At 44.5% G+C, this 18,594-nt stretch carries 15 protein-coding genes; 7 read left to right on the top strand and 8 right to left on the bottom strand.

What is annotated here, in order from left to right; all coding sequences use genetic code 11:
- Positions 1-4 precede the first annotated feature (4 nt).
- Together sohB and CXF86_RS13705 are read right to left on the bottom strand one after the other, a co-directional pair.
- Positions 5-1,036 (bottom strand): protease SohB, encoded by a 1,032-nt coding sequence (gene sohB / locus CXF86_RS13710; RefSeq protein ID WP_180961068.1) that lies wholly within the window; start codon positions 1,034-1,036, stop codon positions 5-7.
- Positions 1,037-1,164: 128 nt separating this feature from the next.
- Positions 1,165-3,657: a VolA/Pla-1 family phospholipase gene (locus tag CXF86_RS13705; protein ID WP_101092113.1), complete on the bottom strand. Its 2,493-nt coding sequence runs from the start codon at positions 3,655-3,657 to the stop codon at positions 1,165-1,167.
- Positions 3,658-3,919: 262 nt separating this feature from the next.
- On the opposite strand from CXF86_RS13705, the gene CXF86_RS13700 reads away from it, so the two are divergent.
- Complete coding sequence (locus CXF86_RS13700) at positions 3,920-4,657, top strand: YciK family oxidoreductase (protein WP_102039231.1); 738 nt, start codon at positions 3,920-3,922, stop codon at positions 4,655-4,657.
- A gap of 338 nt (positions 4,658-4,995) precedes the next feature.
- Here CXF86_RS13700 and rluB read toward each other — a convergent pair whose 3' ends face one another.
- The 5 genes from rluB to CXF86_RS13675 form a co-directional block, all read right to left on the bottom strand.
- Positions 4,996-5,868 (bottom strand): 23S rRNA pseudouridine(2605) synthase RluB, encoded by an 873-nt coding sequence (rluB, locus tag CXF86_RS13695; protein WP_101092111.1) that lies wholly within the window; start codon positions 5,866-5,868, stop codon positions 4,996-4,998.
- Entirely contained in the window at positions 5,861-6,457 is a 597-nt protein-coding gene (scpB, locus tag CXF86_RS13690; protein ID WP_101092110.1) for an SMC-Scp complex subunit ScpB, read from the bottom strand. Before scpB ends, rluB begins: the two co-directional genes overlap by 8 nt.
- 277 nt (positions 6,458-6,734) lie before the next feature.
- A complete protein-coding gene (locus CXF86_RS13685) occupies positions 6,735-7,523 on the bottom strand; it encodes a segregation and condensation protein A (protein ID WP_101092109.1) in 789 nt (262 codons plus the stop codon).
- A gap of 93 nt (positions 7,524-7,616) precedes the next feature.
- Positions 7,617-8,237 carry an L-threonylcarbamoyladenylate synthase gene (locus CXF86_RS13680; RefSeq protein WP_101092108.1) on the bottom strand — a complete coding sequence of 207 codons (621 nt, stop codon included), beginning with the start codon at positions 8,235-8,237 and terminating at the stop codon, positions 7,617-7,619.
- The gene (locus tag CXF86_RS13675; protein WP_374702341.1) at positions 8,234-9,112 is read right to left on the bottom strand and encodes an RNase RNM; all 879 of its coding nucleotides are present in this window, start codon (positions 9,110-9,112) and stop codon (positions 8,234-8,236) included. Before CXF86_RS13675 ends, CXF86_RS13680 begins: the two co-directional genes overlap by 4 nt.
- A gap of 950 nt (positions 9,113-10,062) precedes the next feature.
- Here CXF86_RS13675 and CXF86_RS13670 point away from each other — a divergent pair.
- From CXF86_RS13670 to trpA, 6 genes are all read left to right on the top strand, one after another.
- Complete coding sequence (locus CXF86_RS13670) at positions 10,063-11,646, top strand: anthranilate synthase component 1 (RefSeq protein ID WP_102039230.1); 1,584 nt, start codon at positions 10,063-10,065, stop codon at positions 11,644-11,646.
- The gene (locus CXF86_RS13665) at positions 11,643-12,260 is read left to right on the top strand and encodes an aminodeoxychorismate/anthranilate synthase component II (RefSeq protein ID WP_101092105.1); all 618 of its coding nucleotides are present in this window, start codon (positions 11,643-11,645) and stop codon (positions 12,258-12,260) included. Before CXF86_RS13670 ends, CXF86_RS13665 begins: the two co-directional genes overlap by 4 nt.
- A gap of 7 nt (positions 12,261-12,267) precedes the next feature.
- On the top strand, positions 12,268-13,320 hold the full coding sequence (gene trpD, locus CXF86_RS13660; RefSeq protein ID WP_101092104.1) for an anthranilate phosphoribosyltransferase: 1,053 nt from the start codon (positions 12,268-12,270) through the stop codon (positions 13,318-13,320).
- Between the two features lie 64 nt (positions 13,321-13,384).
- On the top strand, positions 13,385-14,803 hold the full coding sequence (trpCF, locus tag CXF86_RS13655; RefSeq protein WP_102039280.1) for a bifunctional indole-3-glycerol-phosphate synthase TrpC/phosphoribosylanthranilate isomerase TrpF: 1,419 nt from the start codon (positions 13,385-13,387) through the stop codon (positions 14,801-14,803).
- Between the two features lie 106 nt (positions 14,804-14,909).
- Entirely contained in the window at positions 14,910-16,124 is a 1,215-nt protein-coding gene (trpB, locus tag CXF86_RS13650) for a tryptophan synthase subunit beta (protein WP_101092103.1), read from the top strand.
- Positions 16,117-16,926 carry a tryptophan synthase subunit alpha gene (gene trpA / locus CXF86_RS13645; RefSeq protein ID WP_102039229.1) on the top strand — a complete coding sequence of 270 codons (810 nt, stop codon included), beginning with the start codon at positions 16,117-16,119 and terminating at the stop codon, positions 16,924-16,926. The genes trpB and trpA overlap by 8 nt, the downstream gene beginning before the upstream one ends.
- A gap of 122 nt (positions 16,927-17,048) precedes the next feature.
- Here the strand turns inward: trpA and CXF86_RS13640 are convergent, their stop codons facing one another.
- Complete coding sequence (locus CXF86_RS13640) at positions 17,049-18,008, bottom strand: integron integrase (protein ID WP_102039228.1); 960 nt, start codon at positions 18,006-18,008, stop codon at positions 17,049-17,051.
- Positions 18,009-18,594 lie beyond the last annotated feature (586 nt).

Below are 18,594 nucleotides of genomic sequence, written 5' to 3'. Positions count from 1 at the left end.
TAAACTACTTAAGCGGCTGATTCTTCTCTGCTAATCTATTAAAAATTGCGTTAAATGATAGAGAAGCGCCATGCGCTATTTTATCTGAAAGCTTTTTCTTAAGCTGGTAAGTCACTTTAACCACAGTGCGCTCATTGGCAAGCTTCATAATCACGTCGTCGCTGGTAGCCACTTCATCGATTAAGCCAAGTTCAATGGCTTGCTGACCATACCAATGCTCACCCGTTGCCACTTTGGCAATATCAAGGTCAGGACGGTACTTAGAGATAAACTCTTTAAACAGCACATGTGTCTCTTCCAGCTCTTGTTGAAACTTCTCGCGACCTTCATCGGTATTCTCACCAAAGATGGTCAACGTGCGTTTAAAGTTTCCTGCAGTATGCTGTTCGTAATCAATATCATGCTTTTTAAGCAGACGATTAAAGTTAGGCACCTGAGCAACGACCCCAATAGATCCGACGATAGCGAAAGGAGCTGCATATACCTTATTAGCCACACAGGCCATCATATAGCCGCCACTAGCAGCCACTTTATCGACACAAATAGACAATGGAATTTGTGCTTGTCTCAAACGATCAAGCTGGCTTGAAGCAAGGCCATAACCATGAACCATACCACCGCCACTTTCAACATTAACAATAACCTCATCACCTTTGTCGGCGATGGTTATAATCGCGCTAATTTCTTCACGCAATGATGCCACTTCACTCGCATCGATACTGCCTTTAAAATCGATAACATAGACCTTGGGATCTATCTCTGGCTCTTTATTATTTTTTTGCGCTTTTTCTTTGGCTTTGTCGTCAGCTTTTATCTGCTTCTCATAAGCCTTAAATGCCTTTTTAGACAACAACTCTTCTTTAAGATCATGCTTCAACGATTTTAAGTCATCGCTGATGTTAGTGATTTTAAGCTCACCTTTATCGGTCTTGTGCTTAATAGTTGATGCCAATACCACGATCACAACGGCCAGAATCGATACTACAATCGTTACTGCTTTTGCAAAAAACAACCCATACTCGTACAGAAATTCCAAAATATTCTCCAGCCCAATCGATTTTTAATTTCATTAATTACCGCTATTCTAACAGCCTATTTAATAATAAAAAATGCCCATAAAAAAACCCAGCATCAGCTGGGCTTTTATTCGATTAAAAATCAATCTTATTCAGGACAAGTTTGAATCACTGATGAATCCTGTACCAAGATAGTAGCAGTACCTTTACCTGCCGTAAGTGCAAATGCTGCAACTTGCTGCTGCATTTCAACTGTTGCTGCTGCGGCTTTTCCGTCCGTAACACCTTCAATTTCATTTGGACTCACAATTGAACTGTGATGACCTTTACTAAAGCGAACTGCACCAGAACCTGCATTTGTACTAGAAACACATTTCAAGCCAAGGTTCGCGATTAGTGGCTCGGTACCCGATAGAGGGAAGTTGGCCACAGCGTTTGGTAACACTTGATCAGGCTTGTTAGTCGCATCCCCTACCACTTCAATGACATGAACGGGTAATTTGGTTGCTGCTAATGATGCTGCATGGTTAATTGGGTCTGCACTGTCAAATGCTGTTTGCACTGCGAATGCGAATGTTGGAATAAACCCAGCATAAACTTCCTGTACTAATGCCGTGTACTCGTCACTTCCCGGCTCATAACCACCTGTATTAGCAGCGTCAACCAACGCTTGGAAAGTATCGCTAGCCGTTACCGTTTGGAATAGAACTGGACCAAATGTCGGTGAACCTGCAAATGCCCCTGCTAATCCACCAGCTGGAGCCACTAAAGAGCTCGCGTTAATACCATATACATTCGGCAGTTCAGTGCCACTAGCAGGATCTCTTAAGCCTGTAGATGCATAGTTTGAAAATGTTGTGCCGACAATGCCACCAAGGCTTAACCCTTGTGCACTAATCTTACTGATATCGAAAATCTGCTGACCATTTTGTTGAGCAATCCCTAGATACAAGCCCGTAAGTGCTGCACGAAGTGCTAGGTGATCAACTGTCGCTTGACGGAAGTTATCACGCACAGTCAAAGTACTGGCAATGTTTACGAAGACTAATGGGTTACCATTTTTAAACGCGTCAGGTGTACCAACTACATCACCAAAACTTGGGTCAGTTGCTGATATTTCATAAATTCCGTCACCATTTGCATCAAATGAACGTGCACCATGTAAAGGCATATCAATCGCAATAGTCGCAATACCCGATGCGGCATAAGTGCCCGCATAAGCTAACGCCATCTCTTTACCACCACCTAAGCCATGCATAGCAATCGTTGTTGGCCAGCCATTGGTTGGAGGGGTAAATGGTAAGCCTTGCTGCTGATAAAAACCGGCTAATTTAGCAGCGTTTGGTAATGTTATTTGAACTGAAATGTTCTCATAACCTTTGATTGCAGGGATTGGGTTAAACTTCGTGAGGTGCTTAGTGCTATCTGTTGGCGTAACGCCATCATTCAAGAACCAAGCTTTACCCACTAACAATGCTGGATTTGCAACGCCTGCAGCGGGATCAATACCATAAGCAACAGCTTGCATGCCATAATTCGTCTGGCTCAATGTACCGTTACTCATCGCAAGTAATACAGAAACGGGGCTGTCGCCAAGTGCTTTCCAGCTACCGTTAATGGTCGGATTAAAGTCTGCATCTAAGCAACCAGCAGATGAACAATCACCGTAGATTGGTACTTTTAATTCCGCTTTAAATACATCCGCTAAATCTGACACTACATAAGCAAGACCATCTGCTGGTGTTAAGCCTGCAGCCATAGCCACGGTGTAACCCGCAGGGGCTGGCATAGCCGTTAACGCAGGCGCATAAGGATTACCAGGCGTTGGGTCAATCATTAGCAACTTGGTGGTTTCATACACATTGCTAATCGATTGTGTCGTAAATAAACCTGAGTAAGTCACGGTATCTGCATCTGGGCCACCCGCAGCGGCCATGCCTTTCTCGTAGCTATTGACCAATGTTTGCAGCATTAACTGATCAGGTGTTTCTAAAGGTTTGGTTTCGATATCTAGCTTTAGCAGTCCATAGGTCGAAGAAGGTGCTATTGCACGCCCTGCAGAATCTTGAATCAAAGTCGTCGTAGCATAAATATAAGACTGACCATGTTTAAGAGGCTTAAGTGGAACGATTGCGATTGAGTTGCCCGAAGCCGTCGAGACAAAGTCGACTCCGAACTGCAGCTCAGCGCCTACTTTACACGCTGAAACTGAAACTGCAGCTTTACACTCAGGATCTGAAGATAGTGCACCACCAACGGTGGCTTCAAACATCCTAACCGCACCTGGTTGTGCTACCGAAGCGCCATCAATAGTCAGGACATTGCCCTCACTATCTGTAGATGGTGCAACCTTAATACTAATTGGAGATGATGTAGACCAACCATCAAGTGCACCAAGAGCTATTTGTGGATCAGTATAGTCACCACTGTCCTCACCTGGGATCTCTAAAGTGCCATCAAGCGTGCCACTAAAGAGTAAGTCGTTAGGCAAAGGGACCTCTTTATTCGCGGGATCGAAAACGAGAACAGACTGAGGGACCAGTGGTTCCGTTTTATCTACTAATTCGTTGTAACTGTCTTCACTACAGCCAGTGAGACCTAATGCAGATGCGATTGCGACACCCAAAAAGAGCTTTTTCATCTTTTTTCCCCAAATCTTGTTGTAATAATTTTGTTTTCACTTGGAAATTGGTCACAATAGCCAGCAAAGTATGACCAATAGGGCTTATTGTTAGCCCTTAACTCAACTCAAGTTAACGCAAAAGTATTGACTTAGCTACATTTTTGTCACAAACGGTTAGCGAATAGCAGAGTAAAAATTAATCGTTTGTTTTAAACGGCTGTTTATCATATCAGCGACTCTAGAAGTGACGGGCGTTTGAGCTCAGAGGAAGTATTAACTCATGTTGGAATATCAAGCTGCAAAAGATTTACTCAATGGTAAAGTTATATTAGTAACAGGTGCTGGTGACGGCATAGGAAAAACAGCAGCACTGACTTACGCGCAGCACGGCGCCACTGTCATTCTATTGGGTAAAACGGTAAAAAAACTAGAAGCCGTATATGACCTAATTGAACAAGCAGGCTATCCAAAACCGGCCATTGTTCCGCTCGATTTAAAGGGAGCCACCGAGCAAAACTATGTCGACATGGCTGAAACTATCGAAGAGCAATTTGGTTGTTTAGACGGGTTATTACACAATGCCAGCATGTTAGGTGTGCTAGGCCCGTTTGAACACATCACCATGAGTTCAGTGGAAGAAGTGTTCAAAGTGAATGTGATTGCTGAGATTATGTTAACAAAAGCCCTACTGCCAGTCATGCGTAAATCAGCAAGCGCATCGCTTATCTTCACCTCGAGCAGTGTTGGTCGCCAAGCTCGCTCATTTTGGGGAGAGTATGCTATGTCGAAATTTGCAACCGAGGGCATGATGCAAGCAATCGCTCATGAATACGAAGGCAGTAACATTCGTAGCAACAGTATTAACCCAGGTGCCACTCGCACCGGTATGCGGGCAAATGCTTACCCTGCTGAAAACCCACAATCACTTAAGAAGCCAGAAGAGATAATGCCTACTTACCTGTATTTGATGGGTAAAGACTCAGCCGACATTAACGGTCAACAACTTAATGCACAGTAATCGCTAAATCAAAAAATGATCAAAAAAGGCCGCTAAATAGCGGCCTTTTTAATCCCAATCACAGTCTTATACCAATTCCACTAAAGATGTACTCAATTCAGAGCTTTCTCAGGGCTTTCAATTCTAGGCGCATTGTCGAAGAAATGGTTATCCCCTTTTGAGACAATGCAACGTAGCAGTGAAGGTCCTGAGACGCTCACGTTGTGCGGGTTTAAAATCACTTAATACAGCGCATGTGGCTTTCGATATAGAATAACTATAAGCGACAAGCCACTTGCTTGTCTAAAGTGATTTAAATTCCCGCTGAATGAGCAACTCTTTAATGGAACTGGTATTATTTAAGTACGACTGCGGGTAGGTTTATTCGGTGTAGCCGTCACTTTGTGCTTTCGCACTGCACGACGGATCTTAGCACCACGTACTTTAGCACGCGCAACACTGTGTTTATCTGTACCGAGCAAGCTACGAGTTTCATCTTGCATACCCGCAGTTTTACGCAAGTAGTTAACGTCTTCCATCGCTAACTCAATCCAACCGCCACGCGGCAGTGATTTAGGTAACTCAATCATGCCATAGCGAATTCGAATAAGTCTGCTGACCTGAACCTCTTGAGATTCCCATAAGCGACGCACTTCGCGGTTACGGCCTTCAGCTAAACTGACATGCCACCACTTGTTCATTCCTTCGCCGCCAGCGGCTTTGACTTTGTCAAAGCTCGCAGGACCATCTTCCAAAGTGACACCCATGCGTAAACGCTGGATACAAGCATCGTTAACTTCACCAAATGTGCGCACCGCGTATTCACGCTCAACTTCATTTGATGGGTGCATAAGGCGGTTAGCTAATTCACCGTCAGAGGTAAATAGTAATAAACCAGAGGTGTTAATATCCAAACGTCCAACCGCAACCCAGCGTGAGTCGCGAGTTTTTGGTAAGCGGTCGAAAACAGTAGGGCGACCTTCTGGGTCTTTACGGCTACATATTTCACCTTCGGGTTTGTGATAAGCAATCACGCGGCAAATCACATCTTCTTCAGATCTGATTGAAATGGCACGGCCATCAATACGCACTTTAGCATCAGATTCAATGCGATCACCTAGGGTTGCTATTTCACCGTCAATACTAACTCGGCCTGCAGCAATCCATACCTCCATCTCACGACGGGAGCCATGGCCTGCTCGGGCCAAGACTTTCTGCAATTTTTCACTCATTAGTAGACTCTTCTGTTTTTTCGGCAACACTTTTCACTGTCGAGAAAAGTGCGTCCAATGATTCGGGATCTGACAACGACGGAAGTTCCGTGATGCTGTCCAAACCGAAGTATGATAGAAATTCTATTGTTGTAGCATAAAGCGCTGGTCTACCCGGCACCTCTTTATGGCCCACAACTTTAATCCAATTTCTATCGTTTAAACTCTTAATTATATGGCTGCTAATCGCAACGCCTCGAACAAACTCAATATCACCACGGGTAACAGGTTGTCGATATGCAATAACGGCCAAGGTTTCAATTGTTGCCCGAGAATATTTAGGGGCTTTCTCTTGCCATAGAGGCTGCAAATAAGGACTCAGTTCTACAAGAGTTTGAAATCGATACCCTCCTGCAACTTTGACTAACTGCACGCCTCGTCCTTCGTAATCAAGCTGCAGTGCATCAATTGAAGCCTGTACCTTTGCTCTAGAAACACTGAACTCAGAAAGTACGGTTTCTTTAAGCGCTTTAATCGTCATCGGCTTCGCCAACACGAAAAGACTCGCCTCAATTAACTGTTTTAGCTGCTCTGGGTTAATCTGTGACAACGAAGTAGATCCTTAGGGTCTGTTGATCTTTCATGGTTTTTTTTGCTGTAGCTTATTGAGCATTTTGACAAGACAAAGGTTATGCCGTGTAATTATTCTCCACAAATAGCCTTTAACGCAGAAAAAATGTTCAATAAGCACAGCCCTTTGGGTTCGTTTCAATGTTCTTACTACTGCGTTATGCGCTTTTCACTTAGCCAGCTAAGTGTCATCGCTCAAGCCTTGTACTAAAAACATTGAATTCGAACAAAAACTAAGCTCGAAAGATCAACAAACCCTAGTACGCTCTAACATGTATAGTCGAAAATGGTTCAGCTTGTACCAGTTCAACCAACAACTCTTTCACCAGTTCCATTAACGCCAAAAAGCTCACAACAACCCCACTCCGACCTTCTTCAAAATCGAATAAAGCTTCGAAAGGCAGGTAGGTTTGTGCGTTTAACTTTGCCAAAATTTGAGTCATACGTTCTCGAGTAGATAACACTTCTCGAACAACATGGTGGTTTTCAGTCGCTTCAATACGCTTGAGCACTGATGTAAACGCACGTGCAACTTCGGTGAGTGACACTTCAGGCGGTAATAACTCAGGTTTTATATTGGCAGCTGGAACCGCTTTCGCTTGAAATACGTCGCGCTCCATTCTCGGAAGAACGTCTAACTTTTCTTGCGCGTCTTTTATCACTTCATACGCTTTTAATTGGCGTATTAGCTGGGCACGAGGATCTTCTTCATCCTCAAACTCAACATCAGGCTTTGGCAGTAAAAGTCGAGATTTAATCTCGGCTAATGTCGCCGCCATAACCAAATAATCTGCCGCTAATTCGACTTTGGCACCTTGTAGCAGATCCACATACTCTAAATATTGCTGCGTTACCGCAAATATGGGTAAATCAACCACATCGAGCTTTTGCTTACGAATAAGGTACAGTAAGAGATCCAGCGGCCCTTCAAAGGATTCAAGAAACACTTCAAGGGCTTCAGGTGGAATAAATAGGTCCTTTGGCATCACCTTAAAAGGCTTACCTCGCACCTTGGCTAAAGGCAATTTTTGTACAATTCCCTCCATCCGTAACACCCACTCTTTCGCAAACGCGCGATTATACCCGTAAATCACGACAGTTTAAAGCAATACTCGCCTTACATCACCGCCGAATACAACTTAAAGGAATGGAGTCACATCTCCAGCGCCTTCACGTATAATTTCAATCTCACCTTCTGACATATCAATCACCGTCGTTGGCTTTTCACCTAAATATCCACCATGAATAATCAAGTCAACCTGATGCTCAAGAATGTCGCGAATATGCTCAGGGTCTGACTCGGTAAACTCTTCGCCCGGTAATATCAAACTTGTAGACATCAAAGGCGCATCGAGAGCTTCTAACAACGCCAACGCAATGACGTTGTCAGGCACACGAATACCAATCGTTTTCTTCTTTGGATTCTGAAGACGTTTAGGCACTTCTTTTGACGCTTTAAAGATAAATGTATACGGCCCAGGCGTATTATGTTTTAACACACGATAAGCTTGGTTATCAACGCGAGCATAGGTGGCAAGCTCAGACTGATCTCGACACATCAATGAAAAATTATGGTCGTTATCGATCTGCCTAATGCGTGCAATTCGGCTCATTGCATCTTTATCGCCTAATAAGCAGCCCAGCGCGTAGCCGGAATCCGTTGGATAGACAATGACGCCACCCTTTTGAATCACGTTCACGGCTTGGCTGATTAGGCGTACTTGAGGATTTTCCTCATGCACATAAAAAAACTGACTCATGGTGAATCCTTCCATTTTTCTGACTGCCAAACCCAACTAACGCCTTGGGGTTGGAACATATTTTTACCAAGTTCTATCCAACTTCCTGGAAAATGAAAATCACTGCCTAGTGAACACATCAGGTTATTGAGTACACTTAATGCAATTAAGTTACTGCGATCATCGATTGTCTGTTGACCCAATACCACTTCGATTGCGTCGCCGTTCGCGGCTTTAAATTCTCGTACTAACCGCTTTAGCCATTTAGCTGATAATTTATAGCCACTGGGATGGGCTAAAACGGCAACGCCGCCCGCCTGATGAATAATGGCAATCGCACTGGCCATATCATCCCAATTATTAGGCGCGTAACCTGTTTTGCCACGAGCCAAGTACTTTTTAAATACATTCGCAGTCGTCGTGGCATAACCTTTTTCAGCTAACCAACGAGCATAATGGCCGCGACTAATCGCAGCGTCACCCGCATAGAACTTAGCACCTTCATAGGCACCTTCTATGCCTGCTTTAGTGAGTCGGTCTCCAATCTCAAATGCTCGAGCAGCTCTTAGTTCACGTTGATGTGCTAAAAACTCAATCATGACAGCATTCTCAATATCAATATTGAGTGCAACAATGTGAATATCGAAGCTGTTCCAACACGTTGAAATCTCGACACCATTGATTAACTCCAATGGCGTTTCATGATTGTTGTTGTATTGGTGTGCTTCTTTTAAGCCATCGGTAGTGTCATGATCAGTAATAGCAAACACTTGCACGCCTTTACTGATAGCACGCTCTATTAATTCTGAAGGGGTAAGTTGACCATCTGATGCCGTCGTATGACTGTGCAGATCAACCAATTTTATTTCATTAATGTTTTCATCTTTCATCCCCATATAATACTTGAGTTTACAAATGAAAGGGGATTTAAATAACTAAAATGTAATCAATTTGGTTATTCCAGCGAGTCAGCTAGTTTAGAAACACAACTCTGGCTTGTTAGGTATTCGTGAAGTACTCCACATTAGCGACCACAAGATAACACTGATACCCGATGGTGATGGCTATGCGTTTTACTGAGCCATGCAACGGTTTTAGGATCACGACGATAGCCATTGATTGGTTCAACGATTGAGTGTATCGAGTGGTACTAAAGATACGGCTCATAAATGGATTGAAGTTAACGGAGTCATACCTTAAGCCACACTAATTGATTTTCAATACTACTCACTTAATCCCAGCATAAGGCTAACCGCAACATCAATGATGATATTGAAGCATTTACCCAGCATATTGCTAAACAGCCTATTTATAACGATATGCTTTTAGCCGCGGCCTTATAATGACAGTGGCTAGCACGGGCTTTAGCCCTTCGCTTCGCTGTAACATTGGTACACAGCTTATTAAATAGGTGGGGATCTCTTTACAAAGCCAGCAGAACCACACCCGTTTCGCCTTCAACTGCGCTTTATCCCCACCTTTTCACTATCTTTTCTCAAAAAGAGAAATATTCAATTGACAGCCTTTGTCTGCAAATGTTTTTATATAGTCACGACAACAAACGAGATTGAATATTTAATGACACAGTTTACAACTTTCCAAAACATTAATTGGTGGTGGCACTTCCCAAATTAGCGGGTGGTGTGAAATTCTGTGCTCAATCAGTTTGAGACAAAATTAAACAAGAAAGCCCGCACAATTGCGGGCTTTCTTGTATCTAAACGATAGCAATACCATTAGATACAGTTCCCCAAGCGGCAGGCTCTTGATTTCTCATTATGAAAAATAACCTTAAAAGAGATATTACAATGAACAACGCATTATCCACCAAGGCAGGAACATAAGCATGGCACAAAACACAATGGCCAAAGTGGTGACTCAAAAGGAAGCACTCGCTTATCATAACGACCCATTACGCTTATACCAGCATGTGACCAACGATGCGCCGCATACTATGTTGCTTGAGTCCGCAGAGATTGAGAGTAAGGATCACCTTAAAAGTATTATATTGACTCATGCGGCAATGAAGATCCGTTGTGATGGCTACACCCTATTGTTTCAGGCATTGACCGAAAATGGTCAAACGTTACTTGACCCCATTAAGTGCTTTTTCACCGCAAACTTTCCCGCAACGGAGTTTATCGAATCATCTAGCCGCACGTTAACCGTCAAACTACAAAAAAATAGCAAACAGCTTGATGAAGATGCACGCTTAAAGTCAACATCGCCGCTTGATGGCTTAAGAATGCTGGTCAAGCATATTCGCTGCGACGAAGCCCCTGCTTTTGAAGACCTCTTTTTGGGCGGCGTACTCTCTTACGACTTGATTGATACTGTTGAACCATTACCTCAAGTACCAGAAGGCGACAATAGCTGCCCAGACTATCTATTCTATCTCGCAGAGACCTTAATTCTGGTCGATCATCAGCAGCAAAGCGCTGATATCATTACCCATCAGTTTGATACGTTCACCGAGCCACGCAATGTAGAGATCCAAGCCACATTAGCGAGTCGCATGGCTGAACTGCAACAAACCTGTCAATCACTCCCTCCGGTTGCTGCGTTAAATGTGGTCAATGCCGAGACGCAGGTCAATATCTCCGATAGCGAGTTTAAACAAACGGTCAACGACTTAAAGCAGCACATTATCGCCGGTGATATTTTCCAAGTGGTGCCATCTCGTAGCTTTAGCTTACCCTGCCCTAATACGCTCGGTGCCTATCGCGCCCTTAGACTCACTAACCCAAGTCCCTACATGTTTTACTTTAGAGGCGAAGGCTTCACACTCTTTGGCGCCTCACCTGAAAGTGCGCTTAAATATGAAGCCAGTACCAATCAAGTTGAGATCTATCCTATTGCAGGTACGCGTAAGCGCGGTAAGACAGCCGATGGTGAAATCGATTTTGATCTTGATAGCCGTAATGAACTAGAACTGCGTCTCGATAAAAAAGAGCTATCAGAACACATTATGTTGGTTGATTTAGCCCGTAACGATGTGGCTCGAATAAGTCAAAGTGGCACGCGTAAAGTCCCCGAGCTATTGAAAGTTGACCGTTATTCGCATGTCATGCACCTCGTTAGCCGAGTCACAGGGCAATTAAGAACCGACCTTGACGCCTTACATGCATATCAAGCGTGTATGAATATGGGCACCTTAACGGGTGCGCCCAAAGTCAGTGCCGCGCAGCTTATTCGCGGCGCAGAAAAAACACGACGTGGTAGTTACGGCGGCGCCGTGGGCTACCTAAACGGACTCGGCGATATGGATACCTGTATTGTGATCCGCTCCGCCTTTGTCAAAGACGGAACCGCATATATCCAAGCCGGTGCTGGCGTGGTGTACGATTCAGATCCACAAGCCGAAGCGGATGAAACAAGACAAAAAGCACAAGCCGTAATTTCAGCCATCAAGATGGGAGGTGGACGATGAAAATCTATCTACTCGATAACTTCGACTCATTCACTTATAACCTAGTGGACCAATTTAGAAGCCTTGGCTATGAGGTTATTATTTATCGAAATGACGTCGATGCTGACTTTATCGCCGATAAGTTACTCAATGAAACACAACCGGCGGCATTAGTGTTGTCTCCAGGTCCTGGCGCCCCCCATGAAGCGGGTTCATTAATGGCACTGATTGCCAATGTTGCAGGTAAAGTGCCTATGCTTGGGATCTGCTTAGGTCACCAAGCGCTGATTGAACATTATGGCGGCAAAGTCGAGCGAGCAAAACAAGTTGTACACGGTAAAGCCAGTCCAACAGAGCATAATGGTAAAGGCATCTTTGCCAACCTGCCCTCGCCTCTGCCAGTTGCCCGATACCACAGCCTTGTGGCGACTCAGGTACCCGACTGCCTAGAGATTATTGCCACCACAGAAGACATGCCAATGGCGATTATTCATCAACAAGATAACGCGGTGGGTTTTCAGTTTCATCCCGAATCAATACTCACCACGCTTGGCAGCCAGTTGTTAGTGCAATCATTAGATTACCTTGCACAATCATTAACCTTAACCCATGCCAAACTTGACGATAAAGGATAACAAAGTAATGAGCCAAACTAACAACAATGCCCCACTGCTCGAATCTCTTTATCGTGGTGAAAGCCTCAATCGTCAAGATGCTAAAAAGTTGTTTAGCAGTATCATTCAAGGCGAAATGAATGAAGTCACCATGGCAGGTATGCTGGTCGCGATGAAAATGCGCGGCGAAACAATTGATGAAATATCTGGCGCAGCTGATGCGTTAAGAGCAGCCGCAAAACGATTCCCAACCCCAAATGAACGTACGGTAGCGCAAGGGATTGTTGATATTGTGGGCACTGGCGGCGATGGCCACAACACCATCAACATCTCCACTACCGCCGCTTTTGTGGCCGCGGCAGCAGGCGCAAAAGTCGCCAAACATGGTAACCGCAGTGTTTCCAGTAAGTCGGGTTCATCGGATCTATTAGCCCAATTTGGCATTGATTTAACCATGGCACCTGAAACCGCACGAGACTGTTTAGATAACCTAGGCCTCTGCTTTTTGTTTGCGCCGCATTATCACGGCGGTGTTGCTCATGCAGTGCCTGTTCGCCAAGCGCTTAAAACCCGTACCCTGTTTAATGTCCTTGGGCCGTTAATTAACCCGTCGCACCCTGACTTTATGTTACTTGGGGTGTATAGCGCAGAACTTGTCGCGCCAATCGCGCAAGTGGTCAAAGCCCTGGGGATTAAGCGGGCGATGGTGGTTCACGGTAGCGGTCTTGATGAAGTCGCAATACATGGTAAAACCTTGGTGCATGAACTTAATGAAGGCACCATTACTGAGTATTACCTCACCCCGAGTGAACTTGGCGTAGAAACCGCACAATTGACCGATCTTGAGGGCGGTGCGCCGGAAGAAAATGCTGCTTTTACCCGAGCTATCCTACAAGGTAAAGGCAAAACAGCCCATATGAATGCGGTAGCCGTTAACGCTGGTTGCGCCTTATATGTCGCTGGAGTGGCGGATTCAGTCAAAGTCGGTACTGCGCTTGCGTTAGCGACCATTGAAAGTGGCAAAGCGTATGAACTACTCACTGAGCTTGCCAATGCAAGCCAAGCGGGAAAAGGAGCTTAGTGTGAGCCACAAAATTAATATCAGCACTCATATAAAAACCGATAGCGATTTAAGAGAAACATCAATGGCCAATGATACGACAACTAAAGTAAGCAATGTATTAACCAAAATTGTTGATACTAAACCTGCCCATATTGCCGCATTAAAACTGCGTTTCCCTGAGGCAAGCTTAATGCCTAAGCAGTCAGACCGCAGTCTGTTTGATGCACTTAAAGCACCTAATGCTGGCTTTATCTTAGAGTGTAAAAAAGCCAGTCCGTCGAAAGGTCTTATTCGCGACGTATTTGACGTGGATGCTATAGCCGATGTTTACAACCACTACGCTGCTGGGATCTCAGTACTAACCGATGAACAGTTTTTCCAAGGCGACATGGATTACATCCCTAGAGTCCGTGCGCGTGTTCGCCAACCTATTTTGTGTAAAGACTTTTTCGTTGACGAATACCAAATAAAACTCGCCGCCCATCAAGGTGCTGATGCCATATTGTTAATGCTCTCGGTGCTCAATGATGAGCGATATCAAGCACTGGCTAGCGAAGCTGCAAAGTATCAATTAGACATTTTAACCGAGGTCAGCAACGAAGTAGAATTGAGCCGCGCCATTGCACTTAACTCCGCCATTATCGGGATTAATAACCGCAATCTACGTGACTTATCAACGGATTTAGCCACCACCGAAGCGTTAGCGCCACATGTTCCGGCTGATCGCGTCGTTATCAGTGAGTCAGGGATCTACAATCAAGCACAGGTACGTCGTTTAGCGCCCTTGGTTGATGGTTTTCTCGTTGGCAGCTCATTAATGGCAGCTGATGACTTAGACTTAGCCTGCAGAACCTTAACCTTTGGCCACAATAAAGTCTGCGGCTTAACCCGTATTGAAGATCTGCTTGAGGTGGCAAAAAAAGGCGCAGTTTATGGCGGATTAATTTTTGCTGAAAAATCGCCCCGAGCCGTGACCAAAGCGCAAGCAATTGAACTTGTCCGTCAGCTCGATGCATCGGGCCACAGGCTTAACCTTGTGGGTGTTTTTGTCAACGAAAGCAGCAATGTTATCGCCTCACTTGCAAGTCAACTAGGGCTATATGCGGTGCAATTGCATGGACAAGAAACCTCGCTTGAAATAGACGACCTTCGCAGCGCATTAGCCACGCTAAAGGCTGATTGTCAGATTTGGAAAGCGGTCGCAGTGAAAAACGACAGTATCGATACCGAATTAGATATTCCGACCAATGTCGATCGTATTTTGTTCGACAGTAAGAATGACGGTCAGTTTGGCGGCACTGGGCAAGTATTTGATTGGCAACAAGCTATCCCTAATCGCAGCGAGGCACTTTTAGCAGGGGGCTTAACGGGTGATAACGCCAAGCTTGCCGCTAACCAAGGCTTTTATGGACTCGATTTTAACAGTGGCCTAGAACAAAGCCCTGGCGTTAAAGATCATGACAAGATAGCCCAAACATTTAACCATCTACGTCAGTACTAGATGAAGAACACATAAAGCGCGAATAGTGCGTTACAACAGCTCCCTCTGCATGCCGGCATAACACGTGTCGGCCTGCAGACAGAAATGAACGATAAAGGAACAGATTATGAGTAAATTAAACCCCTATTTCGGGGAATATGGCGGAATGTACGTCCCGCAAATTTTAATGCCTGCCCTCAAGCAGCTAGAAACCGCCTTTATCGAAGCGCAAGAAGATGAAGCGTTTCAAAAAGAATTTACCGATCTGCTCAAGAACTATGCTGGCCGCCCAACAGCGCTAACGCTAACCAAAAATCTTAGCCCTAACCCATTGGTTAAAATTTACCTAAAGCGTGAAGACTTACTTCACGGCGGCGCACACAAGACTAACCAAGTATTAGGCCAAGCACTGCTGGCAAAACGCATGGGTAAAAAAGAGATCATTGCAGAAACGGGCGCGGGTCAGCACGGCGTAGCAACGGCGCTTGCCTGTGCATTGCTTAATTTGAAATGCAAAGTCTACATGGGTGCTAAAGACATTGAACGTCAATCGCCAAACGTCTTTAGAATGAAACTGATGGGCGCCGAAGTTATTCCGGTCACTTCAGGTTCTGGCACCTTAAAAGATGCCTGTAATGAAGCGATGCGCGACTGGTCTGGTAGTTACGAAAAAGCGCACTATTTATTAGGTACGGCGGCAGGTCCACATCCCTTCCCTACCATAGTGCGCGAATTTCAGCGCATGATAGGCGCTGAGACTAAAAAGCAAATTCTTGAGCGTGAGGGACGCCTACCCGATGCGGTTATCGCCTGTGTCGGCGGAGGCTCCAATGCTATTGGTATGTTTGCCGACTTTATCGATGATGAAGAAGTCGCACTTATCGGTGTTGAACCTGCAGGAAAAGGGATTGATACCCCCATGCATGGCGCACCGTTAAAGCACGGTAAAACGGGCATTTTCTTCGGTATGAAAGCCCCATTGATGCAAGACAGTGAAGGTCAAATAGAAGAGTCATACTCGGTATCAGCCGGGCTTGATTTCCCATCGGTTGGCCCACAGCACGCACATCTTGCTGCCATTGGCCGTGCAACATACGAGTCTGCGACTGATGATGAAGCATTAGAAATGTTCCAGTTATTAGCCCGTAGCGAAGGTATTATTCCGGCACTTGAATCAGCCCATGCGATAGCCTATGCCGTCAAGCTTGCAAAAGAAGCGACCAAAGAGACCCTGCTAGTGGTGAACCTTTCAGGTCGTGGCGACAAAGATATCTTTACCGTGGCTGACATATTAGAAACCCAAGCAAAAGAAAAATCAGCACAGGAGAGTGGCAATGAGTAATCGTTATCAGGCAGCGTTTGCGGCCCTAGATAAGAAGAATCAAGGCGCATTCGTCCCCTTTGTGACCTTAGGCGACCCCTCTCCTGAGTTGTCACTGAAGATTATTGATACCTTAGTTGAAAACGGCGCAGATGCACTTGAACTGGGGTTCCCATTTTCAGACCCACTTGCAGATGGCCCAGTGATCCAAGGGGCTAATCTACGTTCATTAGCCGCAGGCACTACGCCAACACAGTGCTTCGAGATGCTTAGCGCTATTCGCGCTAAATACCCAGACTTGCCTATTGGCTTACTACTTTACGCCAACCTTGTATTCGCTAATGGCATTGATGCTTTCTATGCTAAAGCCCAAGCCGCCGGTGTTGACTCAGTGTTGATTGCTGATGTGCCCGTTGAGGAAGCTGACCCTTTTATTGCTTCAGCTAAGGCTCATGGCGTGGCGCCAATTTTTATTGCACCACCCAATGCCGACAGTGAAACATTGCAACTTGTGAGCGATAAAGGCGAAGGTTACACCTATTTGCTGTCACGTTCAGGCGTAACAGGCACTGAATCAAAAGCGGGGATGCCAATCACCGATATTCTTAACCGTTTAAAAGAGTTTAATGGTGCACCACCACTGCTTGGATTTGGTATTGCTGAGCCCGCTCAAGTTAAAGCGGCGATTGATGCTGGTGCAGCAGGCGCCATTTCGGGCTCTGCCGTGGTAAAAATTATCGACGCCAATAAAGACAATGAAGCGAACTTGCTCAACGCATTGGCTGAGTTTACCCGTAATATGAAAGCCGCCACGGCTAGGTAATGTTGCAAATGAATGGTTAGCTTAAGCGTTAAACGCCCGCGATGAGCCAGTCATGAAAAAGCGCGCTATTCCTATGAGTAGCGCGCTTTTTCTGTTTTACAGATGTAAATCGCTTTAATTAACTAGAGATTATCCATAGGGCTAATTGTTCCTGCATAGTGCAGCCCTAAAACATGCGTGTAAATTTGAGTCGTATTGAGGTCGTTATGCCCTAGTAACTCCTGCACTGTACGTATATCTGTGCCTGTTTGAAGTAAATGAGTGGCGAACGAGTGCCTAAATGTATGGCAATTTATTTTTTTCATGATATTACTCACTCTAACCGATTTTTGAAGCGATTTTCTTATAGAGCTATCATGGCGGTGATGCCTACAAGGAATTCTCGTCACTGGATGTTCGCAGATATGGGTTGATGGAAACAAAAACATCCATGCTGATTGACGAAATGCATTCGGGTATTTTTTTCCTAAAGAATAAGGTAGTGATGGCCCGAAGCCACTTTTGTTATCCTGTTTCTGTAATTGAATGGATTGTTCAATATGATTAGTAAGTTTGCTACAGCAAGATTGACTCAATAGTGTCTGTCTGTCCTTGTTGCCTTTTCCGTCTCGAATGGTCAAAGAGAGATTATCTATATTGATATCTTGTAGTCTTAACCTCAAACATTCATTAACACGCATACCACTACCGTAGAGCATCTCTACCACCAATTTTGCAGTTCCATCCATATTCTTCAATATCAGAGAAACCTCTTTGGGTGATAACACGATGGGGAGCGTCCGTTGCTTTGTAGCCAAACTAAAACCTAAATCTCCTAGCTCAACTTTAAGATACTTTTGGTATAGAAAGGCCAATGAATTTAGCGCAACCTTCTGAGTATTAACCGCTACATTCTGACTATTTGCTAACCAACTTAAAAAGTTTTTAACATCGACAGAGTTGAGGGTTGTAGGGTGAGCTTTTTGATGAAAAAGTATGTAACGTTTAATCCAGTAAAGATAGGCTTTTTCGGTCCGTAAGCTATATCCTCGCAAGCGTATATCTTGTCTGATTGATTCCAAAAAAGGACTTGAGGACTGCATTGTTATACCTTACAAGGTCACTGTACTTATATACAGTATTATTGCTTTTTCTAAAAAATCAAGACAACCCATAAGGTCGAATTCACGGTTTACTATTGCAGGTTGCAATAAAGATGTGTAAATTCAGTCACATAAAAGTGTGCGTTCTTGAAATGTTGAGATAACCGGAAAGCAAAGTGTGCAACTAACTTTTGTCAGAAAGAGTATTGGATACAATTCTTCACTTTTATTAGTAATTGGTTGCTTTAAAAGGGTTTTCAAGCTTACATTCAGTGCACGCTTTCCCAGAATGGTTTGGCAAAACGCGCCAGCCGTATATACAAATGTTAGTTGGCTATCAAAAAATATTCCCTAAGAGCTAAATAATTCAGTTTCACCAATTCACTGTTTTGTGCTTTACCACGAATAAGTTATTCACTTTTTGTGTGTTTCTGCAACGTGTATTAGCGTAACTATTCGCTCTAAATATTACGTACAATGGCTCAAGTTCACGGTTTGGTATTTTCATTACGGTGCGTTTAAGTTATTGTTACACTTAGGTTAAACAGTGTTGCAACTAATCGGGTAGCCAAGGGTATCTAACCCT

It is taken from the genome of Shewanella sp. GutCb, from assembly GCF_002836135.1.
Lineage (GTDB): Bacteria > Pseudomonadota > Gammaproteobacteria > Enterobacterales > Shewanellaceae > Shewanella.
This window is presented reverse-complemented; position numbering and strand designations above follow the sequence as displayed.